The sequence below is a fragment of the Rothia amarae genome, from assembly GCF_042677725.1.
Classification (GTDB): Bacteria; Actinomycetota; Actinomycetes; order Actinomycetales; family Micrococcaceae; genus Rothia; species Rothia amarae.
Genome location: NZ_JBHUCN010000006.1, coordinates 167,485 through 186,637 on the forward strand (window position 1 = coordinate 167,485; position 19,153 = coordinate 186,637).

General features: G+C 50.8%; 19 protein-coding genes. 9 read left to right on the forward strand and 10 right to left on the reverse strand.

The window, feature by feature from the left end; all coding sequences use genetic code 11:
• Nucleotides 1-5: 5 nt before the first annotated feature.
• Genes ACFR81_RS03310 through ACFR81_RS03320 form a run of 3 tightly spaced genes read left to right on the forward strand, consistent with a single transcriptional unit; the run spans nucleotide 6 to nucleotide 2,882 of the window.
• The gene (locus ACFR81_RS03310) at nucleotides 6-509 is read left to right on the forward strand and encodes an NUDIX hydrolase (RefSeq protein WP_343876205.1); all 504 of its coding nucleotides are present in this window, start codon (nucleotides 6-8) and stop codon (nucleotides 507-509) included.
• Nucleotides 503-1,651 (forward strand): glycine betaine ABC transporter substrate-binding protein, encoded by a 1,149-nt coding sequence (locus tag ACFR81_RS03315; protein ID WP_343876204.1) that lies wholly within the window; start codon nucleotides 503-505, stop codon nucleotides 1,649-1,651. Before ACFR81_RS03310 ends, ACFR81_RS03315 begins: the two co-directional genes overlap by 7 nt.
• Before the next feature lie 10 nt (nucleotides 1,652-1,661).
• Complete coding sequence (locus ACFR81_RS03320) at nucleotides 1,662-2,882, forward strand: aminotransferase class I/II-fold pyridoxal phosphate-dependent enzyme (protein WP_145175043.1); 1,221 nt, start codon at nucleotides 1,662-1,664, stop codon at nucleotides 2,880-2,882.
• Nucleotides 2,883-2,988: 106 nt separating this feature from the next.
• On the opposite strand, the gene ACFR81_RS03325 is transcribed toward ACFR81_RS03320, so the two are convergent.
• Both ACFR81_RS03325 and xseA read right to left on the reverse strand, forming a co-directional pair.
• Nucleotides 2,989-3,273, reverse strand: coding sequence for an exodeoxyribonuclease VII small subunit (locus tag ACFR81_RS03325; RefSeq protein WP_190618075.1), 285 nt, complete (start codon nucleotides 3,271-3,273; stop codon nucleotides 2,989-2,991).
• Between the two features lie 9 nt (nucleotides 3,274-3,282).
• A complete protein-coding gene (gene xseA, locus ACFR81_RS03330) occupies nucleotides 3,283-4,593 on the reverse strand; it encodes an exodeoxyribonuclease VII large subunit (RefSeq protein WP_343876203.1) in 1,311 nt (436 codons plus the stop codon).
• A gap of 129 nt (nucleotides 4,594-4,722) precedes the next feature.
• Here xseA and ACFR81_RS03335 point away from each other — a divergent pair, with 129 nt between their 5' ends.
• Nucleotides 4,723-5,877 carry a hypothetical protein gene (locus ACFR81_RS03335; RefSeq protein ID WP_343876202.1) on the forward strand — a complete coding sequence of 385 codons (1,155 nt, stop codon included), beginning with the start codon at nucleotides 4,723-4,725 and terminating at the stop codon, nucleotides 5,875-5,877.
• Nucleotides 5,878-5,882: 5 nt separating this feature from the next.
• Nucleotides 5,883-6,980, forward strand: coding sequence for a 4-hydroxy-3-methylbut-2-enyl diphosphate reductase (locus ACFR81_RS03340; RefSeq protein ID WP_068168252.1), 1,098 nt, complete (start codon nucleotides 5,883-5,885; stop codon nucleotides 6,978-6,980).
• 190 nt (nucleotides 6,981-7,170) lie between these two features.
• Here the strand turns inward: ACFR81_RS03340 and ACFR81_RS03345 are convergent, their stop codons facing one another.
• The gene (locus tag ACFR81_RS03345; protein ID WP_343876201.1) at nucleotides 7,171-8,685 is read right to left on the reverse strand and encodes a DNA recombination protein RmuC; all 1,515 of its coding nucleotides are present in this window, start codon (nucleotides 8,683-8,685) and stop codon (nucleotides 7,171-7,173) included.
• A 300-nt stretch (nucleotides 8,686-8,985) separates the two neighbouring features.
• On the opposite strand from ACFR81_RS03345, the gene ACFR81_RS03350 reads away from it, so the two are divergent.
• Nucleotides 8,986-9,312, forward strand: a complete 327-nt coding sequence (locus ACFR81_RS03350) for a DMT family transporter (protein ID WP_151147847.1) — start codon at nucleotides 8,986-8,988, stop codon at nucleotides 9,310-9,312.
• Here ACFR81_RS03350 and ACFR81_RS03355 read toward each other — a convergent pair.
• From ACFR81_RS03355 to ACFR81_RS03370, 4 genes are read right to left on the reverse strand one after another with little or no spacing between them, the layout of a single operon-like run.
• Nucleotides 9,309-9,920: a response regulator transcription factor gene (locus ACFR81_RS03355; RefSeq protein WP_068168262.1), complete on the reverse strand. Its 612-nt coding sequence runs from the start codon at nucleotides 9,918-9,920 to the stop codon at nucleotides 9,309-9,311. The genes ACFR81_RS03350 and ACFR81_RS03355 overlap by 4 nt on opposite strands.
• Nucleotides 9,917-11,026: a sensor histidine kinase gene (locus tag ACFR81_RS03360; protein ID WP_068168266.1), complete on the reverse strand. Its 1,110-nt coding sequence runs from the start codon at nucleotides 11,024-11,026 to the stop codon at nucleotides 9,917-9,919. The genes ACFR81_RS03355 and ACFR81_RS03360 overlap by 4 nt, the downstream gene beginning before the upstream one ends.
• A gap of 40 nt (nucleotides 11,027-11,066) precedes the next feature.
• The gene (locus ACFR81_RS03365) at nucleotides 11,067-11,831 is read right to left on the reverse strand and encodes an ABC transporter permease (protein ID WP_068168269.1); all 765 of its coding nucleotides are present in this window, start codon (nucleotides 11,829-11,831) and stop codon (nucleotides 11,067-11,069) included.
• A gap of 8 nt (nucleotides 11,832-11,839) precedes the next feature.
• Entirely contained in the window at nucleotides 11,840-12,763 is a 924-nt protein-coding gene (locus ACFR81_RS03370; protein WP_068168271.1) for an ABC transporter ATP-binding protein, read from the reverse strand.
• A gap of 151 nt (nucleotides 12,764-12,914) precedes the next feature.
• Here ACFR81_RS03370 and ychF point away from each other — a divergent pair, with 151 nt between their 5' ends.
• Entirely contained in the window at nucleotides 12,915-14,000 is a 1,086-nt protein-coding gene (gene ychF, locus ACFR81_RS03375) for a redox-regulated ATPase YchF (protein ID WP_145175023.1), read from the forward strand.
• 98 nt (nucleotides 14,001-14,098) lie between these two features.
• Here ychF and ACFR81_RS03380 read toward each other — a convergent pair whose 3' ends face one another.
• Both ACFR81_RS03380 and ACFR81_RS03385 read right to left on the reverse strand, forming a co-directional pair.
• Entirely contained in the window at nucleotides 14,099-15,640 is a 1,542-nt protein-coding gene (locus ACFR81_RS03380) for a hypothetical protein (RefSeq protein ID WP_343876200.1), read from the reverse strand.
• A gap of 76 nt (nucleotides 15,641-15,716) precedes the next feature.
• On the reverse strand, nucleotides 15,717-16,148 hold the full coding sequence (locus ACFR81_RS03385) for a hypothetical protein (protein ID WP_343876199.1): 432 nt from the start codon (nucleotides 16,146-16,148) through the stop codon (nucleotides 15,717-15,719).
• 56 nt (nucleotides 16,149-16,204) lie between these two features.
• Between ACFR81_RS03385 and ACFR81_RS03390 the strand changes: the two genes are divergently transcribed.
• Nucleotides 16,205-17,617, forward strand: coding sequence for a S41 family peptidase (locus ACFR81_RS03390; RefSeq protein ID WP_343876198.1), 1,413 nt, complete (start codon nucleotides 16,205-16,207; stop codon nucleotides 17,615-17,617).
• 206 nt (nucleotides 17,618-17,823) lie between these two features.
• Nucleotides 17,824-18,354, forward strand: coding sequence for an O-acetyl-ADP-ribose deacetylase (locus ACFR81_RS03395; RefSeq protein WP_343876197.1), 531 nt, complete (start codon nucleotides 17,824-17,826; stop codon nucleotides 18,352-18,354).
• On the opposite strand, the gene ACFR81_RS03400 is transcribed toward ACFR81_RS03395, so the two are convergent.
• A complete protein-coding gene (locus ACFR81_RS03400; RefSeq protein WP_343876196.1) occupies nucleotides 18,271-19,062 on the reverse strand; it encodes an APC family permease in 792 nt (263 codons plus the stop codon). The two genes, ACFR81_RS03395 and ACFR81_RS03400, sit on opposite strands and share 84 nt — an antisense overlap.
• Nucleotides 19,063-19,153: the final 91 nt, after the last annotated feature.

Below are 19,153 nucleotides of genomic sequence, written 5' to 3' on the forward strand. Positions count from 1 at the left end.
GAACCATGCCCCTCGTTATGGATACCAGACCTGCCGCCTACTGCGTGATTGTGCGCGAAGGCAAGATACTTCTTACTCATTTTTCAACGGTCACCGCTGCGGGGCATCGCATTTCTGGGTGGACTCCGCCCGGCGGAGGAATGGAAAGAGGGGAACAGCCTGAGCAGACTGCCCTTCGAGAAGTCTTTGAAGAAACCGGTTATGAGGCACAGGTTGACGGGCTAGTGGGTGTGCACGCGGGGTATTCTGATCGCCCAGATGGTTCCACCTTTTGTGCTTTGCGCACTGTTTTTACTGCTCGAATTGTCTCTGGCGAATTCGCAATCGAAGCTGACGGTAGCACTAACGACGCTCGATGGGTTCCCCTGAACGAGCTCGACCTCTATATCCCACAGGCTTCAAAACATTCAATGTCACCGCATTTTCTGACTGCCGTAGTAGCCATGATGGGTTTCGATTCTGCCCTGGACTGGAGCAAAGCCGTGGAAAAGGAGCTACCTGCATGCTGAACCTCTCTCACACCCTCTCTCGACGACGCGCAGTAGCTTTGAGTAGCGTCGGACTCCTTGCAGCCCTGAGTGGCTGCGGTGGTACAGGTGGGATCCAAGAAGACCCTCAAGCCGCGGAATTTGGAACCATCAAAATCTCTAAGGGACTCTCCCAGGAAACTGAAACGGTAGCTAATATCTATGCGCAGGCACTTCAAGAAGCGGGCTACTCTGTTGAAATCGTAGATACCGGCGATACCCGCGAAGACTACCTCAACGCCATGGGCGGGTTGGAAGAACCAGAGGCATCTACCGCCTCAGCTTCTCCCACCGGAATTACACCTTCTGCCGATCCAGCAACAGTCGATCTCACCCCTGATTATTCGGGTAATTTGTTGTACGAGCTGACTGACAACGGCGCTTTTAGTACTGCTTATATCGAACAGCAACGTAAAGCCTCTGCAGAAGCAACTCAGTCTGCCTCCGCTGAAGTCACCTCCGCTGAATCCGCTGAAGCAAATGAAACCCCCACCGCTTTAGCCACGCCATCACCCCAGGAAACCTCCCTGCAAGCGCCCTCTATGTCCTCTAGCGACATCCTCGATTCCATTGACCGCCTGCTACCCAGCACCCTGCAGTTACTGGCAGCTTCGGACGGCCAAAACCGCGATGCGCTCGTCGTCACTCAAGCTACAGCTGCTAAATACGAACTTAACTCCATGACGGATCTCAGCGACTTCTGTAAAAAACTAACCTTCGGAGTCACCACAAAATTTAGTGAGAAACCCCATGGGCTGAAAGCACTCTCAGAGTATTATCAGTGCAAACCAAAAGCTGTAAAAATCTTTGACGATCAAACAGAGCTCTCCCGAGCACTGGCGTCCAACGAGGTACAGGTAGCGGATATATATTCGGCATCGTCTCAAATCAGCCAAAACGCATATAAAGTTCTGGACGATCCCGCAGGAATCTTTATTCCCCAGCAAATCGTGCCGATTATGCGCGTCAATGAGTTGCCCTCCAGCGCTCAAAACGCCGTCAATACCGTATCCCGTCAAATCACAACCGATGATCTCAAAACCTTTGACAGACTGACCCACGGCTCAGAAGCAATGACACCCGAAGAAGTGGCAAAATTCTGGCTCGACCGATCAACGGAGTAACCTAGGCACTATGGCATCTTTCAAACAATCCGCAAAACTTCAAAACGTTCTCTACGATATCCGTGGACCGGTACTCGATGAAGCTCAGCGTATGGAATCACAAGGGCACCGTATTCTCAAGCTCAACATCGGTAACCCCGCGCCGTTTGGCTTTGAAGCGCCAGATGCCATCATGATGGATATTATCCAGCACCTTCCCGAAACGCAGGGCTACTCTGATTCACGTGGTCTCTACTCGGCGCGTACCGCCATTGTGCAGTACTACCAGACCAAGGGAATTCTGAACCTCGAACCTAACGACGTTTATCTGGGTAACGGCGTTTCCGAGCTGATTCCCATGACCTTGCAGGCACTGTTAGATCCGGGCGACGAAATTCTTATTCCAACCCCTGACTACCCGCTGTGGACGGCATCCACTGCGCTCGCCGGTGGTACTCCGGTGCATTACCTGTGCTCCGAAGAGGACGACTGGCAGCCAGACTTTGAAGATATCCGTTCGAAGATTACCGAACACACCAAGGGAATTGTGGTCATCAACCCCAATAACCCCACCGGTGCGGTCTATAGCAAGGAAGTTCTGCAATCTATCGTAGATATTGCCTATGAATTTGGGCTCATCATTTTCACCGATGAAATCTACGAAAAAATTACCTATGACGGCGTTGAAGCCATCAATATGGCAACTCTGACCAAAGACGACGTCCTGTGCCTCACCTTTTCCGGACTCTCCAAGGCATACCGCGTGTGCGGTTACCGCGCTGGCTGGGTTGCCATCACCGGCCCCAAATACGCAGCCCGAGACTACATTCAGGGCATCAATCTGCTGGCATCCATGCGGCTGTGTGCAAACGTGCCCGCCCAGCATGCCATTCAAACGGCGCTGGGGGGTTACCAGTCTATTAATGATCTGATTCTGCCCGGTGGACGCCTCAAAGAGCAACGCGATCTTTCCTTTAAGATGCTCAACGAAATCGACGGCGTGAGCACCAAGCAGGCAGACGGCGCGCTGTATCTCTTCCCGCGCATCGACACCGATAAATTCAACATCACCAGCGATGAGCAGTTTGCCTTTGACCTGCTGAAAGAACAGAAAATTCTCGTCAGCCACGGATCAGCCTTCAACTGGAAGCAACCGGACCACTTCCGCCTGGTTTTCTTGCCCGATACCCAGACTTTAAAGTCCGCATTGGAGCGGCTGGGGAATTTCCTTGATGACTACAAGCAGAACTAGGCAGTCTTTTGCGCTGATTGAGCGCTAGTTCTTCTGAAAGACCGGTGTCCCTGGTGGGGTTCACCGGTCTTTTGTCTGTTACTTGGGATGGGCTACTCCCAACGCTCTATTCGGTATCTGAGGATGAACGCGCCTCTTTAGCTGCAGTAAGACGTTGACGGGCGCCGTCCAACCACGCTTCACAGCGGGTAGCAAGTTGCTCCCCACGCTCCCACAAAGCAATAGTTTCTTCCAAATTCGAAGACCCTGACTCCATGCGCGAAACCACCTGCATGAGTTCTGCCCGAGCCTGCTCATAGGAGAGCTCTTCAACCGGTGCGCCCTGAGCGGAAACGCTGAATTCGATGTTCTGGGCTGCCCTTTTATGTTCGGTGTTGTTCTGATCTGACATGATGTTTCCTTATTCTGATGTTGAGATATTTGAAGAGTAAGTGGCGGAGACTGTGGCTTCTGCCGACCCGTGCGCGGCACGCACAACAATCTGCTCACCAGGTTCTAGAACTGCGGCGTCTTTGACGAGCGTGCCGTCAGCTTTTTGAGTAAGCGTATAGCCACGCTCTAAAGTGTTCTGGGGTGATAGGGCCCGTACCCGGGCTTTGAACTGAAAGACGACGTCTGAGGCTCGATTAATCTGGAATTGTGCCGCAGCGAATCCCCGCGAGCGAAGCCGATCAATATCTTCTTCTCGTTGAAGCAACGTCGAATCAGGTTGAGCCAGCGCCGGTCGACTCCTCAGCTGTTCTAGCGCGTAACTTTCTCGTTCGATGAGCTGCTCTACAGAGCGTTGTAAATAGACTCTCGCTTGGGCAACGCGCAAACGTTCTTCTTCAACATCAGGCACTATTCGCTTTGCCGCGTCCGTAGGCGTAGACGCCCGTAAATCTGCAACGAAATCGAGAAGCGGAGAATCCGCTTCGTGCCCGATAGCAGAAACTACCGGAGTATCAGCGGCAAAGACAGCTCTTACCAGCGCTTCTTCGGAGAAAGGCAATAGATCTTCCATAGAACCGCCGCCGCGAGCAATCACGATGAGGTCGACGTCGTCGCGCCCATCAAGCTCCTGAAGCGCTTCAGTGACCTGCCGGAGCGCATGCACTCCCTGTACCGCTACTTCACGAATTTCAAATTCGACAGAGGGCCAGCGCAGGGTAGCGTTGCGGATGACGTCTTTCTCCGCATCTGAATCTCGACCGGTAATCAGTCCAATCCGATGGGGCAGAACGGGCAGAGCTTTTTTGTGGTGAGCTTCGAAAAGCCCCTCTGCAACGAGTTGCTGCCGCAACTTTTCGATTCTCTCTAACATGGTGCCCAAACCCACCGGTCGAATATCGTGACCGAGCATCGACAGCCTACCGGTCTTGACCCAAAAATCAGGTTTGAGCTGAACGACTACCCGCTGACCGCGCTCTAAATCGCTGGACAGGCGGGCAGTTTCCTGGGCGAAAAGAGTGACCGGCACCGAAACTTCTTCATTGACGTCGCGCAACGTCAAATAGGTAACGCGCGCTCGCTTATTGAGCTCGATAATCTGCCCCTCCACCCAGGTAGGGGAGCACTGTGCAATATACCCATTGAGCTTGTGTGAAAGCATATGCAACGGCCAGGGATTATCCGGGGTGGTTTGCGCAGCGCGCGCCGGTAAATCACGCCGAGCATCTGATGGATCGGCTGTGTTATCCGGAACCAAAGTGGGTTCGAGAGAATCGCTCATGCACATATCATGGCATCGACCACTGACATTTTAGAAAGTTTTTAGCTTCTGCCTGAAAAAATTTGAAACGTGGGCAGGTTGACTTTCAACTCACAGCGTAAATAGATATTGATTCTGTACGGTTAACACATGGCGAACCAACAGCATTCCGGTTCTTTTTCAGCGGAAGAACCATCTTCACGCCCTCACGCGGCGTCGAGCAGAGCTCCTGAAAACTCAGGTAGCTGGCGCAATATTACAGTTGAAGCGGAAAACCGTAGAAGGCGACCAGCACCTTCTGTTACCGCGAAAGAGGCTTATGCAACGCGGCCCCGTCCGCGTTTTTCCGCTGCCCGTAAATTTTTGGCGGTTCTTTTGGCTCTGACGGCGCTTCTGCTGGGGGCTAGCGGTGCCACAGCCTATTGGGCTCAGAAAAACTTTGTTGAGCCCGCTGGATTTTCTGCCATCAGCGCCAACATGGCTCAAGACAAAGAATTTCAGCATGAGCTTGCCCAAGGCGTGGCTCACGACGTCATGAAATCTGACAACATCAAACAGTATTTGGGCAACGGTGATTCTAAAAATACGTTCAACCCCTTAGATATCATTGGATCCTTAAAAGACTGGGGTTATGACCGGGTTGAGGGCGTAGTAACAGGCGCGACGACGGCTGTTGTAGATTCGGAAAATTACCCCCAGGTATGGAATCAAGTCATGATGGACACTCACGCCTATAACCTGGACGAATCGAAAACAGACTCTGTTATTGACATCACGGCGGTTTACCAGCAAGTGGACCAACAGGTTGGCTCCATTATGGGATTTGACCCTGATTTAGTCGGTAGCGACCGCCACCTCATCACCTTGGATGCAACAAATGGTACGTCCCTGCGCGACGTCGTCACCGGTGTGAAAAATTTTGCTGCAACCTGGCAGACACAGCTTATTCTTGCAGCGGTTGCTCTTTTCCTAGCATTCTTGCTCTGGCCACGTGGACGGTTACTATTTACCGGCATCACGGTATTAATTGCTGGAGGGCTATTGTGGTTCGGTTCATTAGCCACCGAGGGAATATCTACGGCGGCTCGCTCGCTGAATTTAACGTCGAGCGTAGGGCAGGTCTTCATCCAAGGCCTAGCTAACCAGTACGCCCATTCGCTCTCAGGTTTTGCAGGATCGTATGTTGCTCCATTTTTGATTATTGGTGCGGTGCTTGTCGCGTTAGGTATTGCCGCTCAGATCGCGGGGCTCTCTACCAGGAACCGTTCCGCCCGCTCGCTCCCATTTCAGAACACAGTAGGATAGAGGGTATGTCCACAACACAGGTTGATTCTTCAGTATCACTCGGCTTTCCGCAGGTGCCTCGTACGCGCCGTTCTCGTGAAGAGATCGAAGCGGCTGCTGCAGTGAACGGAGAGAAAAAAGTTTTGCTCGCTGCCCCTCGTGGCTATTGCGCCGGGGTTGACCGCGCCGTCATCGCCGTTGAAAAAGCGCTGGAGCACTATGGGGCTCCGGTTTATGTGCGTAAGCAGATTGTTCATAACCGCCATGTGGTAGAGACCCTTGAATCTCAAGGCGCTATTTTCGTGGATGAGGTAGAAGAAGTGCCTGAGGGCGCTGTGACCGTCTTTTCGGCGCACGGTGTTTCACCTGCAGTTGTGAATGCTGCTGAAGAGCGTTCTTTGAATACGATTGACGCCACCTGCCCGCTGGTTAATAAGGTTCATCGTGAGGCGGTTCGGTTCGCCAAGCAGGATTACGATATCTTGCTGATTGGTCACACTGGCCACGAAGAAGTTGAAGGTACCGCGGGAGAAGCCCCAGAGCATATTCAGATTGTGAATTCACCGGATGAGGTGGATCAGGTGGTAGTACGTGATCCCGATAAGGTGGTTTGGCTGTCGCAGACGACTCTCTCCGTTGACGAGACCTTGGAGACTGTGGCGAAGTTGCGGGAGCGTTTCCCCTCTCTGCAGGATCCTCCGTCGGACGACATTTGCTATGCGACGTCTAACCGTCAGGGAGCTATCAAGGAGATTGCTCCGCAGGCGGATCTGGTGATTGTGGTGGGTTCGGCGAATTCATCCAATTCGGTGCGGTTGAAAGAGGTCGCTCTGGAGTACGGTGCGCGTCGTGCTGAGCGTGTTGACTTTGCTAACCAGGTTGATGAAGCCTGGTTTGAAGGTGTGGCGACGGTCGGGTTGACCTCCGGCGCTTCTGTGCCTGAGGTTCTGGTGGAGGACGTGTTGCGTCTTCTGGCTGATTATGGATATCAGGATGTTCAGCCGGTAGAGACCGCTAAGGAAGATATTTTGTTCTCTTTGCCGAAGGAGCTGCGCGCGGCGTTGAAGAATGACGGCGATACCAGCAATCAGTTGGGAGGACGAGGTGCGAAGCCGACCCGCTAACGGCGTAGCCTATAGCGGGTCGACTTCGCGACGAAGTCCTCATCCGTTAAAAAATCGCCCCAGTGGGGCGATTTTAGGATGTGAGGAGCAAAACCTACCAGATGAGCTTCGCGGTTCCGAGCGTGCGAGGAAGTAAGAGCGAAGCGAATTGGGCAGGGCGTGAGCTCCTTTTTCAATCCAATCTCGTGATTTATTCGTTCCATGAGTCGTAGTCGAAGGGCTGCTCACCGTTTGGGTGGGCGGCTCTTTTGCTATCTGTGCCGTGGTCTATGGGGTGCTCGGTGATGATAGCGGGGCCGTCGTAGTCGTCGTCGAGTTCATCGTTGAAGCCTTCGGGATATTGGTCCCACAGCGGTACATTTTCGAAGGTGGGTTCGTAGGCTGATTGTTCTGGATCGAGGATGTGGTCGCTCGCATCTAAAGATGAAGGTTCTGGGTCGTCGAGATCGCCGTTGTTGAAGGCAGCTAGATACTGCTGATAGGAGTCGTCCGCTGCATCTGAGTTTGTTGTTTCGGCAGCGGAGTCGGTCTCGGATTCGTCGAGAAATTCGACGGCGGTAAGAGGCTTGACGGTGGAGCTAATAGGTTCGGTCTGTAAATCGTCCACGAGGTTTGCCGAATCTAGCTCGGCAATTTTTCGCGCGGTGACAAAGACGCGGGTTTCGAGGGAACCGACCAATCCGTTATATGAATCGACCGTGCGGCTGAGCATACGACCCATGGACGCTAAATGTGAACCGGCTGTTCCTAGACGGTCGTACAGTTGTTTGGAGAGCACAAATAGTTCGCGGGCGTTGTCGGTCAGCGCATCTTGACGCCAGGAGAATGAAATCGCTTTGAGCGAGGAAAGTAAAGAGACCGGCGAAACGAGAGCCACGTTCTTCGATGCGGCGTAGTCCAATAGCGTGGGGTCTGCCGTCAGCGCAGCAGATAAGGCAGATTCAGCGGGGATAAAGCACAACACCAGTTCGGGAGAAGCCTCGAATCCAGTCCAGTATTTTTTATTCGCCAGCGCATCAACATGTGATTTCACTGCTTTAGAATGGCGCAAAAGTTCGGCTTTTTTCAGCTGGTCGTCGTCGGCATCTTGCGCTCGTAAATAGGAATTCAGCGGTGCTTTAGAATCGGCGACAATGGTTTTGTTGCCGGGTAGATAGATGACCATATCGGGGCGGACCGCGCGGTCTTCATCTTTGCCACTGGTTGCGGTGGCTGAAACTTGCTCGGAGAAGGAAACATGGTCGGTCATTCCTGCAGCTTCAACCACGCGCCGCAGTTGTGCCTCGCCCCAGGTACCGCGCGCAGAGCTGGAGCGCAAAGCGGTAGAAAGTGTTGAGGTGACGTCGCGCAGCTGTTCCTGTGTTTGTACAGAATTCTTCAATGCCTCGGATACTGAGCCAAACTGTTCGGCACGCTGGGTTTCCATCGAACGCACCGATTTTTCCATGGTGGCGAGCTGTAGTTTGACCGGGGCGAGTGCCTGAAGCACATCAGCATCCGCACGGGAGCGTTCTTCTAAGGATTCCACGCGTTCTGCCAGCAAATCGCGGGCTTGCGACGCCGCCGCAAGATCGGCACGCAACTGGGAGTTTTCGTTCTGCAGGGCGCCGGATGAGCCAGCGCCCGCGCGTCCTAAAAACCAGCCCACCGCAATACCAAGAATGAGCGCCAGGGCTAGGGCAAGAACCAGGGTCAAAGAATTCATGGTTCAACATTGCCACGAGTGACTGACAAAATAAGAGTAATTAGCCGATCCTTGCAGAATTTCCCGTACGTCTCTGGTGAGATACCAGAAAATCACACGAGATACCGTTTCGAAACTGTACTTCGTGAACTTTTCTGGTACCTCATATGAGGTACTCGTTCAAAGTAGTAACTCAACCTTGTCGGTAGCGTTCATCGCCTCCACCACATGTTTTGTAGCGCTGGGTTACACGAGAGATATCCTTATCTTCTAGGGAGGCTTCCCCTCAAAAATTCAACTGTTCTTCGAAAGTGGGCTCGTGTGCCTTATTTGTTTCTTGCGCTAGCTATTGGTGCTGAGCTGCTGGCAACTTCTTTGCTGAAAAATACGGATGGATTCACTAAAATACTGCCGACTTTGCTGTGCCTGGGTCTCTACGGGGTTTCTTTCTTTGGGCTAGCACAGGCAGTACGCGATATCCCGGTAGGCGTGGCTTATGCGATGTGGTCGGGTCTTGGAACCGCCGCAATCGTTGCCATTGGCGCTATCTTCTTAGGCGAACCGCTAACGGTTACCAAGGTCGTGGGCGTGGGCCTCATTATCGGCGGAGTGGTGCTGTTGAATCTTGGGGGAGCGGCGAGCCACTAAAGCCAGCCATTGTGTTCAGCCTGCTGAGCCGCATCAAAACGGTTTTCGGCATTGAGTTTTGCCATAGCGTTAGAAATATGGTTTCGCACAGTTCCCTGTGAGAGGCTGAGTTGCTTTGCTATAGCAACGATGGATGCCCCGCCGAGGGATGTCCGAAGCACCTCTTGTTCGCGCTCGCTAAGCGGTGATTGACCTAGGGCGAAACTTTCTGCCACTAGCCCGGGGTCAATCACTTTTAGACCGCTATTAATTTTCCTAATTGATTCTGCGAGTTGTGCTGCTGGAGTATCTTTGACGACGAAACCGCGGGCTCCAGCTTCAAGTGCACGGGCAAGATAACCTGGGCGGCCAAAAGTTGTGACGATTAGTGATTTGGTATCTGAACCTGTAGTCGTGAGTTGCTGAGCTACTTCTATACCGGTCAGCTCAGGCATTTCTATATCGAGTAGAGCCACATCGGGATTGAGCTGGTTAATATCTCTCAGCGCGCTCTGCCCGTTCCCACTACTTCCAATAACTTCTAAATCGGGTTGTAGATTCAATAGAACGCTCAGGGCGTCTCTAATCATTTGTTGATCGTCTGCAATATATAGTCTTATGGTCCTCATCCTGTGTTTCCTATCGAAGTGAAATTACCGTTCATTGACACCATGATTCTGGTCTGAGAACCGGTTACTACATGTAAATCTCCGCCTGCTTCAAGAACTCTATTGCGTAAACCGCTTAGCCCATTTCCTTCATCGATCTGTGCGTTGACTCCATTGTCGACAATTTCGATACGTTCGGGTTCTACGAAAACCCAACAAGCGGTGGCATGTGAATGACGCAAGATATTGGTGATTGATTCTCTGAGCACCCACGTAAATAATGTTGAATTATTACCGGCTTGGGCGGCTTCATCCGAGGAGGGTAAGCGGAACCGTATTTGAGCCGTTTCGAGTGCTCTTCTCGATGCTTCAATTTCCCCGGTAAGGTTAGGAGACTTCATGCGTGTCACAGTTGCTCTGACTTCGGCAAGGGCTGTGCGAGAAATAGTATTGATTTGCGCAAGTTCTTCTTTAGCTTGAGCCGGATCTGTTTCTACTAACACAGCAGCTACTTCAGCCTTTAAATTGATAACGGTTAGCGAATGTCCCAATAAATCATGGACATCCCGGGCGATTTTTTCGGAAGTTTGTGCTTCTAAGAGTTGATTGGCGAGTTCTCTTCTCTGATCTAGTCTCCAGTTCAGCAACGCCATAACGAGCACAAAGATTGCTCCAAAAAAGAAGCTATACCCACTGCTTCTAAATTCTGGTGGAAAAATAAAGGCGATACTGAGAAGCCCCACCACAGTAATGATCAACCCAACTGATATGCCAACTGAAGGCTTATTTTGAAATGCCCATTTAGCAACGAAATAAGTTGAAAAATAGATTGCCCACGGTCCTACAAAAATGAGCTGTATAAGAGCTGGGATCAGCAGTAGCAAGCTCCATTTGAGCGTGCGTTGCGGCTGAGTTTTGGCGGCGAGTAAATCATTGGCCCCGAAGGACACTAAATAGAGAGTGCAGAAGAGAAAAGTGGAGGTTATTGCGAGCCATTTTTGCCACGATTCAAGCGACGGGCTACCCCAAACTTCGGTAAGCGGGTAGAGCAAGAAAGCTAACCAGATTCCAGCAAAACCAACGGCGGTCCAGTTGAAGTTTTTGAAATTAAATTTGTGCACATCCATGGACTCTTTGCCCCAGTTTTCTTGATACTTAGAATTTACTTTAGCGAGCGTTGGCGCGTTTTCTGGTTTTGAGGCAGATTGCTACAAATATGCCACCCCATACCAGGGTATTGATGAGTGCATAGGCTAGCGGTTCATTGACAAACCAGGGGTTCTGTCCGGTGATTAAGGTGTCGCCGTGAGTAAAAGCAAAACGGGACAGCTCAGTGACTCCGTAAAGCGGAGTAAATCGAGCAATACTCATCATGCTTTCAGGCAGGGGACTGAAGGTTGTACCGAAAAAGGAAAAGAAGACGAGCAAACCGCTGCCGATAGATACAGCACGGGCATTTTTGAATACCTGGGCCAATGCCATTCCGTAAAAGCTAAAGATAGTGCAGCACACCACGGTAACCGCAGCACAAATGATTTGCTGTTCGATTGGAATTTCTGCACCGGTCATTGAACCAAAAATATTGACAATGATGACGGGCAACATGGTGGTAATTAGCGCGATTACACATTTACTGAGCAATATATGTTTCCACCTAATGGGTGTAAGAGCGAGTTGTCTACCCCACCCTGATTCTATTTCTAGTACTGCGGTGCCCGATGCAGACAATGCACCGGTGACTGCACCATAAACCGCCATGCCCAACATGACGTATGCTGAGACATTTCCATCATGAAATGGCTGGGTTCCATAACTTTGGGCTGCTCCAAAGAGTAGATACATACCTGCGGGCATCACAATAATGCCAAATAGCGTGGAAAAGTTTAAAATTGCCTGTTTGATATCTAGGGCAATAAATCGTGAGAGTTTCATGATGGTCCTTAGATAGCTGCTAATGAGTTATGGGTCAGTTCTTTGAAGATTTGTTCGACCGATGGTTTATGTATTTCCAGATTCGAAATCTCATAATTGTTCAGGAGATAACGAGCCACATCTTCAGGGTTCTGGCTACTGAGCGAGATAGTTTTGGCATGAGATTCAATATCAAACACTGAATAATCTTGAGAAAGTTCAGCGAGTAGCTTTTCTTGCTCTGATTGCTTCATATCAAAGCTAATACGAGAGGTTCCAGAAGCATTCTGTAATGACGTTGTACTTTGATCTGCAAGTACTTTTCCGGCTCCCATAATGATGATTCGTTCTGCGAATTCTTGAGCTTCTTCAAGATAATGCGTCGCAAATATGATGGTGGTTCCTTGTCGAGCAAGCTGTTGCATTGCTGTCCAAAAATCTTGTCTGGCGTTGACATCCATCCCAGTTGTGGGCTCATCAAGAATGAGCAGTTGCGGTTGAGCAAGTAGTGCTATTGCAAATTTTATTTTTTGTTGTTGTCCACCTGAGCACTTTTCAATTTTCCGTTGCGCAAATTCCGTGACACCGGCAACTTCCATTGCAGCCTCAACATTGACCTTGTGAGGATAAGTGGCGGCAACCATTTCAATCTGGTCTTTAACTTTTAGAGTTTTGAGGAGACCGCCCGTTTGAAGAATTGCGCCAACTTTTCCTTGCTGAATGGCGGTTGATCGTTCCTCTTCGAAGAGAGAAACTGTGCCTTCATTGGGGTCTGAAATTCCCAAAATGATGTCAATGAGCGTGCTCTTCCCCGCGCCGTTTTCTCCGAGCAGAGCAACAATTTCTCCTGAACCTATGGAGAAGCTGGCGTTCTGGACCGCGTGAACAGTGCCACCACGAGTGGTGAAAGTCTTTGATACTTGGTGCACTGAAAGTGCTGTTTCGTTCTTCATGGTTCAAGTATCGAACGCTTTCTTGCACCGGCTTTATACGTTTTGTCACTGATTTAGACTGACATTTGTCATGGTCTAAAGTTTGGTTTAGAGATACTTCACTCGCCCGGATCCTTAGGGCTTGCACATCAAAGAAGGTAAGGTAAAACCTGTGGCTTTAACTATCGGAATTGTGGGTCTGCCCAACGTCGGCAAATCGACCCTTTTTAATGCATTGACCAAGAACACCGTTCTGGCGGCGAACTACCCCTTCGCAACCATCGAACCTAACATCGGCGTCGTGAACCTCCCAGATTCGCGCTTGAACCGTTTGGCTGAAATTTTCAGTTCCGAACGCATTCTGCCTGCAACCGTGTCCTTCGTGGATATCGCGGGCATTGTGCGTGGCGCATCAGAGGGTGAAGGGTTGGGCAACCAGTTCCTCGCCAACATCCGCGACGCGCAGGCAATTGCGCAGGTTGTTCGCGTGTTCGACGACCCCGACGTCATTCACGTGGACGGCAAAGTTGACCCTGTTTCCGATATGGAAACCATCAACACCGAGCTCGTTCTAGCAGATATGCAGACTCTCGAAAACGCTATTCCTCGCCTCGAAAAGGCTGTGAAGATTAAGAAGGGCAACGCCGCCGCACTGGAGGAATACAAGAAGGCGCAGAAAGTTCTTGAAGAGGGGCATACCCTTATTTCCCAGCAAAAAGAAGCTGGTCTAGATTTCTCCCTGCTCAAAGAATTGAACCTTCTCACCACCAAGCCTTTCATCTACGTGTTCAATGCAGACGAAGGTGTTTTGGGCTCTGAAGAAAAGCAGCAGGAACTGCGCAATCTCGTTGCACCTGCAGAAGCCGTATTCCTGGACGCAAAACTTGAAGCTGACTTGGTCGAACTTTCAGACGAAGAAGCTGCAGAGATGCTTGAAATGAGTGGACAGGACGAGTCTGGCCTAGATCAGCTTGCGCGCGTTGGCTTCTCCACACTGGGATTGCAGACTTACCTCACCGCAGGTCCGAAAGAATCACGCGCTTGGACCATCAACCAGGGCGATACCGCTCCTCAGGCAGCGGGCGTTATTCACACCGACTTTGAGCGTGGGTTCATCAAGGCTGAAGTTGTGTCTTTCGAAGATTTGGACGCCGCCGGTTCAATGGCGGAGGCAAAGTCTCGCGGCAAGGTTCGTATGGAAGGCAAGGATTACGTGATGCACGATGGCGACGTCGTGGAATTCCGCTTCAACGTCTAGTCTCTAGAACACTAAAAAGCCCCTGTTCACTCGCATAGCGTGGGAGAACAGGGGCTTTTAGTATAAGAAGCTACATTTATGAGTAGATTCTTAGTACATTACTTAGTTGTCAGTTCAGTAACCTGGCCGGTTTTAGGAGACCAAGACAGAGTCTTTCCCTTACTGAATTTGACGGTGACGGTGCCGTCCTTCTGCACAGTTTCATCTGTTACGGGGTAGCCAAACTTTTCGACGGAACCCCAGTTCTTATAAGCGTTATTAATGCCGCCCTTACCCACGAGTGTATGGGTTCCGGTCTGAGCCGACCAGTAGAAAGCTGTTTCTGAACCATCTGTTCGGCGGAACGTTTGAGTGGCGCCGCCTTCTGGCATGGCGGACTCATTTGCTACGGGGAAACCATATTTTCCGGTTCCACCTTCGCGAGTAAAGCGGCCACCGATAGCGCCTGGTTCCCATACTTTATATGTGCCGGTATTGGGCGCCCAATAGAATGCAGTAACTCTTCCGGTGGAGACATTCTTGAACTTCTGCATAGCTCCGCCTGCAATTGCGGTCTCGTCAAACATGGGGTAGCCGTGACCGTTTTCATAACCGCCCGCGCGGTAAGCTGCGCCTATGCCGCCGTTATAGTTCACCGCATGGGCACCGGTTGCATCAGTCCAGTAGACGGTCGTGTTGTTACGGAAATTCTGCGCCGCGCCGCCGTCCACGGTGCTGAATTCATTGGTGGTGGGGGCGCCAAGAGTAGAGGCATGACCGTAATAGTAATTGCCGATTGCTCCGACGAGTTTGAAGGACGAGCGCTTTTGAACGCCTGCCTCGTTGAGTGATTTTTCCAGAATCCAGGGGAAGTCGTAGGCGTAGTGGTCACCGGCTGTATGGTTCATGTTGGTGTTGTAGAAACCGCTATTGCGGTATACCGAGTTACCGGCATGTGCTGCACCCCAGGCTGACCAATTCGTCGGCCAGGTGACTCCTGCACCATCACCGTAACCTACGTACCAGTCCATAGGCATGCCCTTAAAGTTGCTTGAAGGAGCGGTGAGAATACCATTTGAATTTCCGCCGCCCACCATGATGGAACCGCCTCCCGTGCGCCACGATTCTTGATTGCGCGCATTAAGTTCAAAGGTTTCAATTTCGGCGCCTCCCGAGTAACCGAGCGTCCATACTTTCGAACGATCAACGGCAGTATTGCTAATAAACCAGTTAGCAAATGAACGGAAATAGTTACCGTTTGAATACTGATTTTCCCACCAGGTAATGCCGTCGCCGGATGGATTTTGGTCAGGGGAAATAACGGGAACGAAAAGCATGTTTCGTTCGTTGGCGACTTTAGCCATACCCGTTAGCGCTGGGTCGCTGGGGTTGTGTACTTTTGATTGCCATTTTTCCCAGTAGTCGCCGTCCAGGTAGAAGACGACGCCGACGGGCTGGGACCAGTCAATTCCGTTGGCGTACACGTGGTACTGGGAGTTTCCGTAAGGGCGAAACTGCCCGGTTGTTGTATATGCTTCGGCGGGTGTTGCAGAGATGGTTGCTGAGAATGCCGAACCTGCGATGAGTGCGAGAGCTGCGAGGGTTTTGGCAGATTTTTTGGGGGCGCGCGATTTGGGCACACGGGGGAGTGCGAAAGTCATCTTTACCTTTGTATGAAATTAGAGGGGGAGGTGTATGAGGCTGAAAGCGGAAAGTTCTCAGCTATTTTTAGAATACTTATTTTTGAGCACCGTTACTGAATTTAACGAGTGTGGTGTAAAGAATATCGTCAAGAGTCATAATTTTTTCACTGGATGAAAAACGAATGGCTTGGATCTTTCCTAAATGTTGATGCAACGTTGCTTCTAAACGAGGGTCAGTAATGTCTTTGAGTAAGGCACGATAAATCTGTTCTGCTTCTGGGTATCTTTCTAGGCCTCTAAAACAGTCAGCTATGAGAGCCTGCTGGCGAGTTGAAACGGACTTCTTTTCTAGCAGTCGAAAAGCTTGCTCTGGATAGCCCGTCCATAATAATTCCAAAGGAACAGACAGATTATCTTGCTCGAATGCTTCTCTGAAAAGAGTATGGTCGTTTATTTCGGGAAGTAACGTTCTGCCAGAAATAATCCACCCAGGACCACCCTCTATGTCGTAAATAGGTTGAAACATTAGTTCGTCCCCTGCAGACTCGCTTGGTTGTTCAAAACTAAAGTTATAGTAAATCCATGGTGGCTTTTAACTTAGATTCATCACTCACCCTATACCTTGAATTCGAGGGGTGGCTGAGTGAATCAATGCTCAATCTTATTGCGCAAGAAATTGATGAGTATGAGGCTGTCCTGGGCACCAAAGTAAAGGTGGGCGAAGCACCCCAAGGCGCGCCCAAATGGCGTATTGAAGAAGTACCTCAAAAGGAATTTCCGTCGTTGACATGGGATGACAAGAACCTCATTCTAACGAGTCACGTCAGTGATGAAAACCAGTTCCTTGCTTCTCTCAGTTTGCTTCAGTCCCTTGCTAATTCAGCGGACGGCAGAGTTCACGGGAAGCAACCTGAAACCGTTGAAGACGCCATCGAACTCCTCATTCAACAGTGCAAAAATACCTACCCTTATTTCGAATTACGAGAGTTGGACTGGGATTCCGTTCTCGCCAAAGCACTTTTAAATCTGCCACTTAACTGGGATGAATTTTGCGTTTGGGCTCAGGAACTAGTTGCCCAACTCGGGGATGCTCATACAGCAGTTATCGACAGCCGTTTACGCGGTTATAACCCGCCTTATACAGGAGAACTTAAAGACGGAAGAATAGTGCTCACCGAAGTACCTCCTCATTCAGCTGCTGTATTAGCGGGGGTCCAGCAAGGCTGGGCTATAGAAGTTGAAAACGCAGAATTTTGGGAAAGAATAACAGGTGCCTCGCCTCAGCAATATAGATTCATCGCTGCTCGCAACGCGATGGCAATTCCCCAATCTTCCCGTGTTTTTCATGCAGTATCTTCGGATTCAACTCAGCAAGCGTCATGGCTAGAAGAAGCACCACTGCCCTCACTTCCCGAGGTTTTCCAACTAAGAACCCTCGATGAGCACACCGTTTATCTGAAGCTGACAAGTTTTCTTTCCGGTACAGGTATTCCAGAAGAAATGGAAAAGCTCTGTAGAGAGTACTCCGGCGATAGCACCCTCATTCTCGATCTCAGGAATAATACTGGCGGCAATATTCAACTTGCCAACACAATGCGTAGCTATTTTCTTCGGGAGAAAATATTGCTTGGATATTCTTCCTTCACCACCGGTACGGGTAAGTTATCCAAAAAGCGGGAGCGTTGGGCTGAGCCTCACCCTTCTTCTCGGTGGAAAGGCAAACTTATAGTTCTGGTCAATGCTATGACGTATAGCGCTAGCGAAGATTTCCTCTGGGGTCTTCAATGGCTAGACCACGTCCAAATCTTGGGGACGACGACCGGCGGTGGTAGCGGACGCCCGCGTGAGCTACCCCTCGGCTCGCATCTTGATTTGCGCCTTAGCACCTGTATTACCTACGACCGCCACAAGCGTCCCATCGAGTTCTTTGGAATAGAACCAGATGGGGGTATCCCGGATCATCTAGAACAAAAACTTAGTCAAATGCATCGATAATCCAACCCTCTGATATCGAGTAAAAACCGCTGCCTCATCCGTAAACAGAACAGTTCATAGCACTCTGAAAAAGTACACCGTTTCAGCAAAAATACATGCTGCAGATTGTATTTTTGTGGGAAAGGTGTATTTTTTGGCAGAGGGTGCGGAAAGCTTTTGTATAAGTATGGCTCTGCTACATACATTTTAGGTTTGAGGAGATTCGCATGAAGATTAAGGTTGTATCCGGTGACATCACGGTGCAAAAGGTAGATGCGGTCGTCAACGCCGCTAATTCCAGTCTGATGGGCGGTGGGGGAGTCGACGGTGCTATCCACCGGGCGGGCGGCCCTGCCATCCTCAAAGAGTGTAAAGAACTACGCGCGAAGCAGTATTCCACTGGTCTACCGCCCGGACAAGCCGTGGCAACGACCGCTGGCGATTTACCTGCGCATTGGGTGATACATACGGTTGGTCCCGTCTATTCAGCCCGAGATAATCGTTCCCATATTTTGTACAGCTGCTATGAGAATTCACTCAAAGTTGCCGCCGAGTTGGGAGCACGTTCGGTAGCATTTCCAACGATTTCCGCCGGGGTTTATGGTTGGCCGATGGACAGCGCCTGTCAGATTGCGGTTGACGCTATCCGAGCCTTCGAACAACACCACCAGCATTCATTGGAAGAGGTATTGTTGGTAGCTTTCAACCCCGACGCACGAGCCGCCTATGAACGGGCGTTGGGCGCGCCGTCGTCCTAGTTGCCCTCCATTCATCGAGGACAAAAAGGAGAGAGCCACCCTGAGGTGGCCCTCTCCTTGCATATGACCGCGAACGCTAGCCTTCTGGCGTACCAGGTAGTAACCAATCACTGAGGCGTGCAGTAGTACGAAAGCAACCAGCGCGCCCATGTTCACCAGCGAGGAGAGCAAATCAAGACCGTCGGGGCGGGTAGAAGTCCACAGTGAGACGCCAATGCTGCAACTAGCAACTACAATCACAGCGAGTGAGGGAACCTGGCGCTTGGCGCTGACCTTGGATAGAGCGGTAGGTAGCTGACCTGAGCGAGACATATCGAGGATGATGCGGGTGCCTGCAGCCTGACCAACCATGGCGCAGAAAGCCATGCCGATGCCCGCAATCATAAATGCAATCGAAGGCACCAGAACATAATCGAGCAAAATCATCCAGCCGGCAATGTAGCCGGTGCGCGGACCAATGCCGGCGTTAGCGTAAGCGAAGACTGAGCCAGCGCGAGGTACTTCGCGGGACATCCGCATGTAGCTCGAACCGGTCAGTGCTAGCGCGAAAGTAGCCACGAGATAGACGGTTGCTACTGCGCCATTTGATTTAGCATCCAGGGTTCCAAAGATACCGATGGGAGCCAGCGGACCAATAAATACGAGGCCCATAAAGATAAGTTGCGACATGCTCAATGATCGTTTGAGCTCGCTACTGGAAGTAGTCATAAGCAGAAAAAACTCTAGTAATTCTCAAAACGTTCTTTGGCATTCGCCAAATCTCATATATTGAATGCCCCGTTATCCAGGTCGCACGTCA

Coding starts and splice junctions, on each gene's coding strand:
- xseA (WP_343876203.1), bottom strand. CDS start 4,593: ATGAGCGATTCTCTCGAACCCACTTTGGTTCCGGATAACACAGCCGAT.
- ACFR81_RS03325 (WP_190618075.1), bottom strand. CDS start 3,273: ATGTCAGATCAGAACAACACCGAACATAAAAGGGCAGCCCAGAACATC.
- ACFR81_RS03310 (WP_343876205.1), top strand. CDS start 6: ATGCCCCTCGTTATGGATACCAGACCTGCCGCCTACTGCGTGATTGTG.
- ACFR81_RS03360 (WP_068168266.1), bottom strand. CDS start 11,026: ATGGATGTGCACAAATTTAATTTCAAAAACTTCAACTGGACCGCCGTT.
- ACFR81_RS03380 (WP_343876200.1), bottom strand. CDS start 15,640: ATGACTTTCGCACTCCCCCGTGTGCCCAAATCGCGCGCCCCCAAAAAA.
- ACFR81_RS03390 (WP_343876198.1), top strand. CDS start 16,205: ATGGTGGCTTTTAACTTAGATTCATCACTCACCCTATACCTTGAATTC.
- ACFR81_RS03315 (WP_343876204.1), top strand. CDS start 503: ATGCTGAACCTCTCTCACACCCTCTCTCGACGACGCGCAGTAGCTTTG.
- ACFR81_RS03370 (WP_068168271.1), bottom strand. CDS start 12,763: ATGAAGAACGAAACAGCACTTTCAGTGCACCAAGTATCAAAGACTTTC.
- ACFR81_RS03395 (WP_343876197.1), top strand. CDS start 17,824: ATGAAGATTAAGGTTGTATCCGGTGACATCACGGTGCAAAAGGTAGAT.
- ACFR81_RS03365 (WP_068168269.1), bottom strand. CDS start 11,831: ATGAAACTCTCACGATTTATTGCCCTAGATATCAAACAGGCAATTTTA.
- ACFR81_RS03320 (WP_145175043.1), top strand. CDS start 1,662: ATGGCATCTTTCAAACAATCCGCAAAACTTCAAAACGTTCTCTACGAT.
- ACFR81_RS03355 (WP_068168262.1), bottom strand. CDS start 9,920: ATGAGGACCATAAGACTATATATTGCAGACGATCAACAAATGATTAGA.
- ACFR81_RS03340 (WP_068168252.1), top strand. CDS start 5,883: ATGTCCACAACACAGGTTGATTCTTCAGTATCACTCGGCTTTCCGCAG.
- ACFR81_RS03345 (WP_343876201.1), bottom strand. CDS start 8,685: ATGAATTCTTTGACCCTGGTTCTTGCCCTAGCCCTGGCGCTCATTCTT.
- ACFR81_RS03335 (WP_343876202.1), top strand. CDS start 4,723: ATGGCGAACCAACAGCATTCCGGTTCTTTTTCAGCGGAAGAACCATCT.
- ACFR81_RS03400 (WP_343876196.1), bottom strand. CDS start 19,062: ATGACTACTTCCAGTAGCGAGCTCAAACGATCATTGAGCATGTCGCAA.
- ACFR81_RS03385 (WP_343876199.1), bottom strand. CDS start 16,148: ATGTTTCAACCTATTTACGACATAGAGGGTGGTCCTGGGTGGATTATT.